Source organism: Acinetobacter pollinis, assembly GCF_015627175.1.
In the GTDB taxonomy this organism is placed as follows: Bacteria; Pseudomonadota; Gammaproteobacteria; order Pseudomonadales; family Moraxellaceae; genus Acinetobacter; species Acinetobacter pollinis.
Genome location: NZ_VTDQ01000059.1, coordinates 1 through 8,855, shown reverse-complemented (window position 1 = coordinate 8,855; position 8,855 = coordinate 1). Strand labels below are relative to the sequence as shown.

Sequence of the window (8,855 nt, the reverse complement as noted above, 5' to 3'; positions counted from 1 at the left end):
AACGTCTTTTAGGTGCTTCGGGTTGTTGTTTAGCAACTGGTGGTTGATTCCACGATGCATTAAAACTTTTCCAAGAGTTCACAATGCAGAGTTCTAGGACTTCATCAAGTGACTTACCTGATTTTTGTTGTTCAGAGATAAAACGCTTAAATGCGGTTTCTGAATCGACTGCACGTTTCGCTTTTCGTACTTCCATGAATTCAGATACGAACTGTTTGTTTGCTCCAAGTTTTAAGAGTGATTTTTCAAATGAAAACTTCTTAGATTTCTCAGAGACTGAACGAGTTTTTTTAGCAGGTTCACTACATATATCTATTGTTTTTGTATTAGTTGTTTTTGTAGTTGTTTTTGTGTGTGGAATTTTTCCACTAGTAACTGGTGGAATTTCTCCACTAGTGGGGTGTAAATTTTCCACTAGTGGAGATTCTACTAGTGTAGAAAATACACTAGTGTTTAGAGAGTAAGATTTAGGCGCTTTTGCATTTTTTTGCTCATATTCTTCAACAAATCCATAAGAAATTAATTCGTTTAAAGCCTTGATCACAGTCTTACGAGATAGGCCTGTAATCTTTTCAAATTGACTTAAAGAAATTGCATCTTCGTTCTTTTGCCAACCACGAGTCTTACGAACAATCACGATATAAAGCATATTAGCTGTTGGGCTTAAACGACTCATTGCTTCATCAACAAAAGCATTGGGTAGCTGAAAAGAATTAGGAATAAAACTCATTAAATGATGCCCTCATTCGTTAATTGCTCAAATACCCATTGCTCACCCTTTGTCGTGAACATTGCTTGTGAGTAGCCTAAATCTGTCTCTTTCAGCTCTCCATAGCCCTGATCTATAAACCATTGCTTAAATACACGACCACGCTTCACGGCATGACTGTAGACATTGAGCGTGTCTAAAATCTTATTGAGCTTCTGGGCAGACATCTTAATTTTTTGAGCGACTTGAGTTGCATTCATCAAGGTGGTTCGATCTGCTAATTTGTCGTAGAAATTAACTTTAGGTGCTTGCAGTTCAAGTTGTTTCGCTTGGTCTGCTGCGAGTTGAAGTGCTTCAGCAAATGACTGTGGGAGTTGTTGTTGGTTTTCTAGTTCGTACCAACGTTTTACAAGTGCTGCTGTAAATTCAGGGCAAAGCTGTGCGACAACGGTGATGCTGTCTAACTTTCCTTGCTCACCTGTGAATACATAAACCTGAGTTGTTCGAATTCTTCCCATCGAATCCTTAAATTGTTCATCCACCATTGGTGGTTGGACAATTACATTACGTTCAACAAGGCGATCAATAGATTTCTTCACGACATCATGACGTGACTGAAGTAAGTCTGAAATCTCTGGACTTGTCATGCTCTTTTGGTTGTGATTAAATTGTGTAATCATATTCATGTTCATTGCTCCATAAGTTTTGAACAACAAACCTCAGTTGTTGGTAGCAACTGAGGTTTTCTTTTTCTTGGCATTTGAAATCTTCTTATTTGGAAAATCTCGCACTTCATAGCAGTGGTCAATTACATCTCCACTTTCATCAACAACTGCATAAACCTCTCTCTTTTTTGAGATAACTTGGTTTACCAGTGTTAGGTGACAACCAATCTTGTCGGCAACTGCTTGCCTCCCTTGGCTGTCTATCAATGAGATTAACGGTACTGTTTTCATTTCACTAACTTTACTATTAAAAACTATAAAATAATAACATCACTATTAATAGCTTGCAATAACATTGTTATTTGTAGTTTAATAACAGCGTTATTATTATGTAAGTATCAAAGGCTTAAAAAGAATGTGCACCATGACAAAACGTCAAATATCACAAGAACGACAAGCGGATGCTGAGCGTCTTAAAAAGGTGTGGATGGAATTTAAAGACAAAGAGAAAGCAAATAACCGTAAGGTATCTCAAGAAGATGTTGCAGATGGTTGTGGTTGGTCTACCCAAGGAGCTTTTAGTGCATATTTAAATGGTAGAACCCCTTTGAACCTAGATGCTCTCATTAAGCTATCTTCTTATTTCAACGTTTCTCCAAGCGAGATAAGTCCCGATTTAGCAGAAGAATTACAATCTGTTGTTGATAGAGCTGGCAGAGTTCATCATGTTGAACGCCCGAATACAGAAAGAAGTGGTCGCCTCGTATCAGTTAAAGCCTTTGAAAAGATGGACGAGAATGGATATTACCGTAAACTGGAGTCTGAAGAGGTTAACCATGAAAATCATGGCTATGTTCCATCTTTAGATGCAAGTAAAGATGCCTACGCTATTCAAGGCACAGGTAACTCAATGTATCCAGTGATTAGAAATGGTTGGTTCTTTGTATGTGACCCACAGGCAACACCTCATGTTACTGAATTTGTTGAAGTAGCATTAAAAAATGGTGATCGAGTGATAAAAGAATATATAGGCGTTATTGGCTCAGTTTTACACTTACTATCAATCAATAGTAGCGAAAGAAGTACTTTTGATATGAATGAGGTTGAGTCAGTTGTTCCTGTTATTGAGATAATTCCACCAAGTAGGCATATTGATCAATAAAAAACAGAGGGTTTATGAAAAATTTAGCTTTAGGGGTTGCTGTACTGGTTTTGGCTGGATGTAGTAGCAATGATGGTGATGACTATAATAACCAATACTATCAATGTGTTGATAAGGGTGTTCAATACTATAAAGATATTGGTTCTTATCCAAGATTAAGTAGTGAAAATATTTCAGCAGAAGATAAAGCTAGGCAAATGTGTAGCAACAGTTTAGTTGCTTTCGGTGAATAAATAAGCCCCAAACACGAATGCTTGAGGCTTAAGGTATTCGAGACTATCAATCTCGAATTGCGGATTGATACTCCGCTAAAGGTGAACTATTAAAAACACTGCTCTGGGAGTAGGACGGATGTCAGTTTTTAATAGGAAGCTGCCGCCCCGACAGTGTGCGCACACTTTAAGGGCAAGCGGTTGGCAAATCGCTATATAAATTCACCGACTTTAATTGGTGAGCGCTCGCCAGTGAATTACAAGGTAAATGCCATGTTTTCATTGACGTTACAAACTAAGACAGGTTTTAAATTAAAAGTAAAAATCAACCTTTACGCACTAATTGCAATCTGCTCTTGGTTTGTATAAATCCGAGGGGTGATGGTCGTCATCACCCCTCACTCTATTTTAAAAATACACAACCATTACAACAAAATCAAACTGTGCACCCGACACAGTCCATACAACAGATCGGGCGGAGAAAATAATGAATGATGCAACGATAGAAGCAATAGCCTTAGAAATAACCAAAGCCAAGTTTGCTAACAACTCTAAACTAAACCCAACCTCAAGCTATGATTGGGTTAAGACTTACAATGATTCTCTTAAAGAGGTGAAGAGCGAAATCAAGCGTAAAAGTAACCCTGTGGGTAATGTTAGAGTTAGACTTCCATATTAGATCACCCAGCTTTTCTCAATCTCAACTTCACCCAACCCCTTGTCTAAAGAGTATTTTTGGACAAGGTTTAAAATGTTTAAATGATGCTCTTTAGGGCAACTGATAGTCATTTTTACTTCTTTGTCAAAATGGATACCACCATCTGATTTATCTTCCGATCCTACCCATGCCGAACCCTTTGCTGATACTTTCTCGTGATTTAAGTCCAATCCATCAATAAAATTCTGTACATCATTAAGATTAGTCACGCCCTGAGAAATTAGAGCTAACGCTAAGTTATATTTTTGCTCTTGTGTCATAACAAACTCCATTCAGCCCTGCACTATGCGGGGCTTTTTAACAGCATTATTATTAAAAAAATAATTTTATTTTGCAATTATTAATAACATTACTATTGAACAATATTAATAACATTGTTATTATTATTTCATCCAGAAAACAAAAAGCCCATGCAGACGTCGAAATCAAACATGGGCTTTGGAACAAATTCCGAGGTAATTATGCAACAGAACAATCTAGCAAATCAACAAGGATTAGTTAAAAAGTTAATCCGCAATCAAAACAAGAAGTTATTTAAAAAGCGTCTGATTGAGGATGCTAAAACTCTAACGGCCTTCTCTATTTTGGTTTCTATCGCTGTGTTTTTGGGAGTGAATTTCTAATGAATGTTATGAACTCTAACTTTGAACAGCTTTATCTTCCTGTGTTTCAAGAAATGGAAGTTGATGCTGAGGAAATCCAAGTAGAAGGCAACAAAGTTTATTTCTCTCTTGTTAAGCCAAACACTCCTGATGATTTCATCGCTTTAGTTATCGAGGCTAAAGACAGCTCTAGCTTTGTGGCTTGGAACAAAACAAACGATCCTCAAAATGAAACTGATGTGGATTTTGACTCTCTTGTTGTGGATACACACACCCCTGCTCGTGTTGAACAAGTTGTTGATTGTTATGCAGTAGAAGGTATGTCGATTGGTCTGACAGATAAGCAAGAAAAAGTACTTAATGATTTTCTTGAAAGCTATTTTGAAGAAAGAAAAGTAGAAGAACTTATGGAGTGGGCAGCTTAATTGCTGCCTTCGGGAGAATATGATGAACGCACCAGTAGAAATTCAAAAACCTATAGCTTCTCAAGAGAATCAACTGTTCGGTCTCGTTGAGAAAGTTTTATCAAGTGCTAATCCTGATATGGCTGTCATTGAAAAAATGCTTGATATGCAAGAGCGTGTTTTAGCAAAACAAGCAGAAATGGCATTTAACCGTGACTTTGCAATGATGTCGAATGAAATCCCTGTGATTGCAAAATCTTCTGAGTCTAAAATTCAGACAAAATCAGGTGGTGAGTTTTCTGTTAAGTATGCTTCGCTAGGCTCAATCATTGAAATTGTTCGCCCAATATTGGCTACATATGGATTTTCTGTCAGCTTCCAACATAAGCAGGAAAATGCAAGTCAGATTAAAATATTTTGTATTTTACGTCATCGTGATGGTCACTCAGCACATAACGAACTAATTTTACCGCTTGATAACTCAGGTGCAAAAAGCTCTGTTCAACAAGTAGGCTCAACCATTACTTATGGAAAACGTTACTCCATTTGCTCTCTCCTAAATATTGCAACTGGTGATGATAGTGATGGATTTACAGCTAATGCTAAAACGATCCGACCTAAAATAAAACCTGCACGATTTAATAATGCATTGGATGCGATTAGATCCAAAGATATAACCAAAGATGACTTACTTAGTGAGTACACGCTTACCAATGAACAAAAAGCTCAGGTGGAAGCGCTATGAAACTATTCAGATGCTCAGGACTTGCCGATCTAATCGGTGAGCCTAAGAAAAAAGATGCTGTACTTAGTGATAAAGCTAAGTCCTCTATCCGAAGCATGGTGAAAGAAGATCAATTCGGCTTTCGTTCATTTACTGGAAATAAGTACACCATCAAAGGTAATAGCTTAGAAGATCAAGCAATTCAACTTTCAGGAAATATGCGCTTTCGTAAATATCAAAAGCATGTTGGCCGTGTTCAAAATGAACTCATTACTGGTGAGTGTGATGTGCTAGATCAAAAGCGAAAATTGATCATTGATACAAAGTGTACTTGGGATATTGGCTCTCACCCATTCTTTGAAGATGAAGCTTTAGAGAAAGTTAAAAAAGCGGGTTATGACTGGCAAATGCAAGGCTATATGTGGCTTTACGACTGTGAAGTAGCTCATGTTGATTTTTGGTTATTCCCTTGCCCTGCTGAGCTTTTAAATGATTGGGATGACATAGATCAACTCGTTCACATGGTTGAAGCAATTCCATTAGATGAACGATTAACGACTGTCACCATCAAGCGTGATGAAAGCATGATTGAAAAGATCAAACAGAAAATACCGCTTTGTCAAAAATACTATGCAGAGCTTAGTCAGGAATTGAGCAAGAAAAAACATGCAGCGTGAATACTGCTTTCACTGTAAAGAGCTTATGGAATGTGACACAGAAGGTCGATGTGTCGCTTGCTATACCTACATTGTTTTTGGAATAAGAAGATGAACACAGTAAAACAAACTCGCATTCATAGAATCCCTGCTCAAAAAGGTGTAGATCCTATTGATGTTTTTATTGATTGGTATGGAGATGACCAATCACAAGTAACCATTCGCTGTTGGGATAGTGCTTGGACAAGTTACTGGGGTGCTCACGGACACCAAGATATTGAGAATTATCTTGCTGAAGTACATAACTGTTCACTGGTTAATAGATTTGCAAGAACACAATCATCACGTGAATTGAAATGGCTAAAAGGAATCTGTGAATCAATTCAGTTTTTCTTTCAAGAGAATGACTTTGGTAAAAAGGAAGAAAAAGAATGCGTGGCGTAAATAAAGTAATTCTTGTCGGGACGTTGGGCAAAGATCCTGAAACTAAGACTTTCCCTAATGGTGGATCGGTTACTCAGTTCTCTATCGCAACGAGTGAAAATTGGGTAGATAAAAACACTGGTGAGCGTAAAGAAAATACTGAATGGCATCGTATCGTTCTAAACAATCGCCTTGGTGAAATAGCACAGCAGTATTTGCGTAAAGGTTCAAAGGTCTACATCGAAGGTTCTCTTCGCACTCGTCAGTGGACTGATCAAAACGGTCAGACACAATACACGACTGAGATTCGGGGCGATCAAATGCAGATGCTAGATAGTCAGCGTCAAGATGGTCAGCAGAACAATAACTATGGCAACCCTAGTCAGGGCTATGGATACGGACGTTAGGAGCTTTGGGAATGACTGATTTAGAGAAAGAAGTACAAGAAGCGTTTGAGGAAATGGCTCACAAAATGGGGATGTGCCTTGATCAATATTGGGGCGATGGTTATGACAACCCCTATGAAAATGACGATACACACCTTGCTTATAATATTTTTCTTGATGGCGCTAAATCAAAACAAGCCGAAATTGTTGCGCTAAAACAAAAGCTCGAAAAACTTGAAAGTGGTGAGTTTGTTTTGGTGCCTAAATTACCCGCTAGAAAAGGTGGGTATTATATTCGCGATACAAGGCTACCAATCGGAAACTGTATGAAGTTTTGGTATACACATGGTTATGGCACAAAGCATAGTAAATTTCATTGGTTTGAAACCGTAGAACAAGCCCAACATCATGCAGGAGGCGCAGGATGGTTTGAAATTTGGTATGCACCATACATTGATTCAATTATTGAAAGTACAGTTGATATTCAAAAGGCATATAGATCAGAAGAAAAAGCCATGATCGAAGCACTGGAGAAAGACCATGAGTGAATGGATAAGCGTTAAAGATCAGTTGCCTGATGATGGTGAAAAGGTTTTAGTTTTTATCTTGGATACTATTGCTTGTGCTGAAAAAGATAAGGTGTTTGGCTTTATAGATGTTCTTACTGGTGAAGCATTAAGATCTGACCTAATAACTCATTGGCGACCTCAAGTAGAGCCACCAAAACCAAAAAACCTCATAGACAGCTTTATTGCAGATGGTGGGTTTGATAAAGCAATTAATGAGGTGAAGTGATGGAAATCAAAAATATTGAAATAAACGGCTATAAACTTTTCTTAAATAATGATGATGCGATTTATGTTGCAAAGTCTAAAGATGATGTTCTTGAATATTACAAGGAATTAGTTGGTGATGATCTTGGTGGCGACTTTGAAAGTGATGAAGCCTTTAAAGATCAACTTATTATATTGCAAGTCGATAGCGACTATGTAGCTAAGCTAACAAAGATTCATGATGATGAAAACGGCTGTACTGTAGAAACAACAATATATGATTTGTACAAAGAGCAAGCAGAATTAAATGTGAAGTGTGAACCTATAGTTTGGTTTAACTGGTAGATATGGGGTGTAAAAATGGCGAGTAATATTCAATGTGCAGAGGTTGAGCAAGATAATCCAAGAACAGCTCAAGAAATTGTAGACCAAACACACAATCTTGCAGAAGCTTTTTACAGAATAATGGGCTATGAACATAATAGAGAGAAACATGGAAACCTATATGACTCTCAACACCCAACTGAGCTGATGCTTTGGGATTTTGCTTGTCTTGCTCAGGAAGAAATAAGCGGTGCGCTGGTTAGTGAGTATTTAGAGGAGTTAGAAGAAAATAATGGCTAAATACATACAAACAGAACTCGGCACAGAAAAACAATGTATTCACTGTGGCGAGTATTTCCCTACCACGAAAGAGTTTTTCTACGGCACTGGTTATATTAAAAAAGATGGTACCTATAGCTTAGAAGCGAATTGCAAAGACTGTTATAAGCAACGCTTCAAACCTTGGGTGAAGAAATGTAATAACGTTAGTTATCGGTATGCGTGAGGTGAATGATGGGTGCATTTAAGTGTGTAATAACTGTTGAAGGACCTATTCCTCCTCGCTTCATGCTTGGTGATGATATTGGCGGTGGTGTAATCATTACTGAAATGAAAAAGGTGGATGAGGAATTAGTATCTGCTTCTCAACTTGCATTGAAATACAATTTGAGTGTTCAGACAATCAGAAGAAAACTAGCCCAGTTTAATCAAGGATCAAATGGCAAAGGTCTGTACAACATTAAAATTGCTGATGAGATTTTAAATCCTAAAGTTAGGCAGAAGACAAGTGGAGCAAAAAGAAAAAATTAAACCATATGTTTTTTGAAATCCTCCGAGACCTGTACGGTCAAAATGCATGGGTCTCGGGTAAATTGCTTTATTAAATTTCGTGTGTCATAGTAAATATCTAGTTTTACAAAAAAATTATAAAATTATAGCGTGTCAATAATTGTGTCAATTACACATAAGTAATTGTTTTTAAATAAATGTTTTAATCCTTGACATCGTAGAGGTCTCCAGTTCAAATCTGGATATGCCTACCAATATAAAACAAGGGTTTACAAGCAATTTCAATGACTTGTAAGCCCTTTTTTAAT

Annotated in this window: 18 protein-coding genes and 1 pseudogene; 15 read left to right on the top strand and 4 right to left on the bottom strand. The window is 37.4% G+C overall.

Annotated features, from left to right (window positions below; translation table 11 throughout):
* The 3 genes from I2F23_RS13155 to I2F23_RS13145 all read right to left on the bottom strand — a co-directional run.
* Window positions 1-730 (bottom strand): replication protein (locus tag I2F23_RS13155; protein ID WP_195773036.1); only part of this gene is annotated, 730 nt, incomplete at its 3' end.
* Window positions 730-1,395, bottom strand: a complete 666-nt coding sequence (locus tag I2F23_RS13150) for a phage antirepressor KilAC domain-containing protein (protein WP_195773035.1) — start codon at window positions 1,393-1,395, stop codon at window positions 730-732. The genes I2F23_RS13155 and I2F23_RS13150, both read right to left, overlap by 1 nt.
* A 33-nt stretch (window positions 1,396-1,428) precedes the next feature.
* Complete coding sequence (locus I2F23_RS13145) at window positions 1,429-1,665, bottom strand: hypothetical protein (protein WP_195773034.1); 237 nt, start codon at window positions 1,663-1,665, stop codon at window positions 1,429-1,431.
* 133 nt (window positions 1,666-1,798) lie between these two features.
* On the opposite strand from I2F23_RS13145, the gene I2F23_RS13140 reads away from it, so the two are divergent.
* From I2F23_RS13140 to I2F23_RS13130, 3 genes are all read left to right on the top strand, one after another.
* Window positions 1,799-2,536 carry a LexA family transcriptional regulator gene (locus I2F23_RS13140; RefSeq protein ID WP_195773033.1) on the top strand — a complete coding sequence of 246 codons (738 nt, stop codon included), beginning with the start codon at window positions 1,799-1,801 and terminating at the stop codon, window positions 2,534-2,536.
* Window positions 2,537-2,550: 14 nt separating this feature from the next.
* A complete protein-coding gene (locus I2F23_RS13135; protein WP_195773032.1) occupies window positions 2,551-2,769 on the top strand; it encodes a hypothetical protein in 219 nt (72 codons plus the stop codon).
* Window positions 2,770-3,235: 466 nt separating this feature from the next.
* Entirely contained in the window at window positions 3,236-3,427 is a 192-nt protein-coding gene (locus tag I2F23_RS13130; protein WP_195773031.1) for a hypothetical protein, read from the top strand.
* Here the strand turns inward: I2F23_RS13130 and I2F23_RS13125 are convergent.
* On the bottom strand, window positions 3,424-3,726 hold the full coding sequence (locus I2F23_RS13125; protein ID WP_195773030.1) for a hypothetical protein: 303 nt from the start codon (window positions 3,724-3,726) through the stop codon (window positions 3,424-3,426). The genes I2F23_RS13130 and I2F23_RS13125 overlap by 4 nt on opposite strands.
* A gap of 150 nt (window positions 3,727-3,876) precedes the next feature.
* On the opposite strand from I2F23_RS13125, the gene I2F23_RS13120 reads away from it, so the two are divergent.
* From I2F23_RS13120 to I2F23_RS13065, 12 genes and pseudogenes are all read left to right on the top strand, one after another.
* On the top strand, window positions 3,877-4,089 hold the full coding sequence (locus tag I2F23_RS13120; RefSeq protein ID WP_213014733.1) for a hypothetical protein: 213 nt from the start codon (window positions 3,877-3,879) through the stop codon (window positions 4,087-4,089).
* A complete protein-coding gene (locus I2F23_RS13115; RefSeq protein ID WP_195773028.1) occupies window positions 4,089-4,493 on the top strand; it encodes a hypothetical protein in 405 nt (134 codons plus the stop codon). Before I2F23_RS13120 ends, I2F23_RS13115 begins: the two co-directional genes overlap by 1 nt.
* Window positions 4,494-4,515: 22 nt before the next feature.
* Window positions 4,516-5,217, top strand: coding sequence for an ERF family protein (locus tag I2F23_RS13110; RefSeq protein WP_195773027.1), 702 nt, complete (start codon window positions 4,516-4,518; stop codon window positions 5,215-5,217).
* On the top strand, window positions 5,214-5,873 hold the full coding sequence (locus tag I2F23_RS13105) for a hypothetical protein (RefSeq protein ID WP_195773026.1): 660 nt from the start codon (window positions 5,214-5,216) through the stop codon (window positions 5,871-5,873). The genes I2F23_RS13110 and I2F23_RS13105 overlap by 4 nt, the downstream gene beginning before the upstream one ends.
* A gap of 90 nt (window positions 5,874-5,963) precedes the next feature.
* Window positions 5,964-6,296, top strand: a complete 333-nt coding sequence (locus I2F23_RS13100) for a hypothetical protein (RefSeq protein WP_195773025.1) — start codon at window positions 5,964-5,966, stop codon at window positions 6,294-6,296.
* Window positions 6,284-6,670 (top strand): annotated as a pseudogene (gene ssb / locus I2F23_RS13095) (single-stranded DNA-binding protein); the annotation flags it as partial. The gene I2F23_RS13100 and the pseudogene ssb, both read left to right, overlap by 13 nt.
* A 23-nt stretch (window positions 6,671-6,693) precedes the next feature.
* A complete protein-coding gene (locus I2F23_RS13090) occupies window positions 6,694-7,209 on the top strand; it encodes a hypothetical protein (protein WP_195773024.1) in 516 nt (171 codons plus the stop codon).
* Entirely contained in the window at window positions 7,202-7,456 is a 255-nt protein-coding gene (locus I2F23_RS13085; protein ID WP_195773023.1) for a DUF551 domain-containing protein, read from the top strand. The genes I2F23_RS13090 and I2F23_RS13085 overlap by 8 nt, the downstream gene beginning before the upstream one ends.
* Window positions 7,456-7,779, top strand: coding sequence for a hypothetical protein (locus tag I2F23_RS13080; RefSeq protein ID WP_195773022.1), 324 nt, complete (start codon window positions 7,456-7,458; stop codon window positions 7,777-7,779). The genes I2F23_RS13085 and I2F23_RS13080 overlap by 1 nt, the downstream gene beginning before the upstream one ends.
* A gap of 15 nt (window positions 7,780-7,794) precedes the next feature.
* Window positions 7,795-8,058 (top strand): hypothetical protein, encoded by a 264-nt coding sequence (locus I2F23_RS13075; RefSeq protein WP_195773021.1) that lies wholly within the window; start codon window positions 7,795-7,797, stop codon window positions 8,056-8,058.
* Window positions 8,051-8,263, top strand: a complete 213-nt coding sequence (locus tag I2F23_RS13070) for a hypothetical protein (RefSeq protein ID WP_195773020.1) — start codon at window positions 8,051-8,053, stop codon at window positions 8,261-8,263. Before I2F23_RS13075 ends, I2F23_RS13070 begins: the two co-directional genes overlap by 8 nt.
* Window positions 8,264-8,271: 8 nt before the next feature.
* Window positions 8,272-8,568 carry a DNA-binding protein gene (locus I2F23_RS13065; RefSeq protein ID WP_195773019.1) on the top strand — a complete coding sequence of 99 codons (297 nt, stop codon included), beginning with the start codon at window positions 8,272-8,274 and terminating at the stop codon, window positions 8,566-8,568.
* Window positions 8,569-8,855 lie beyond the last annotated feature (287 nt).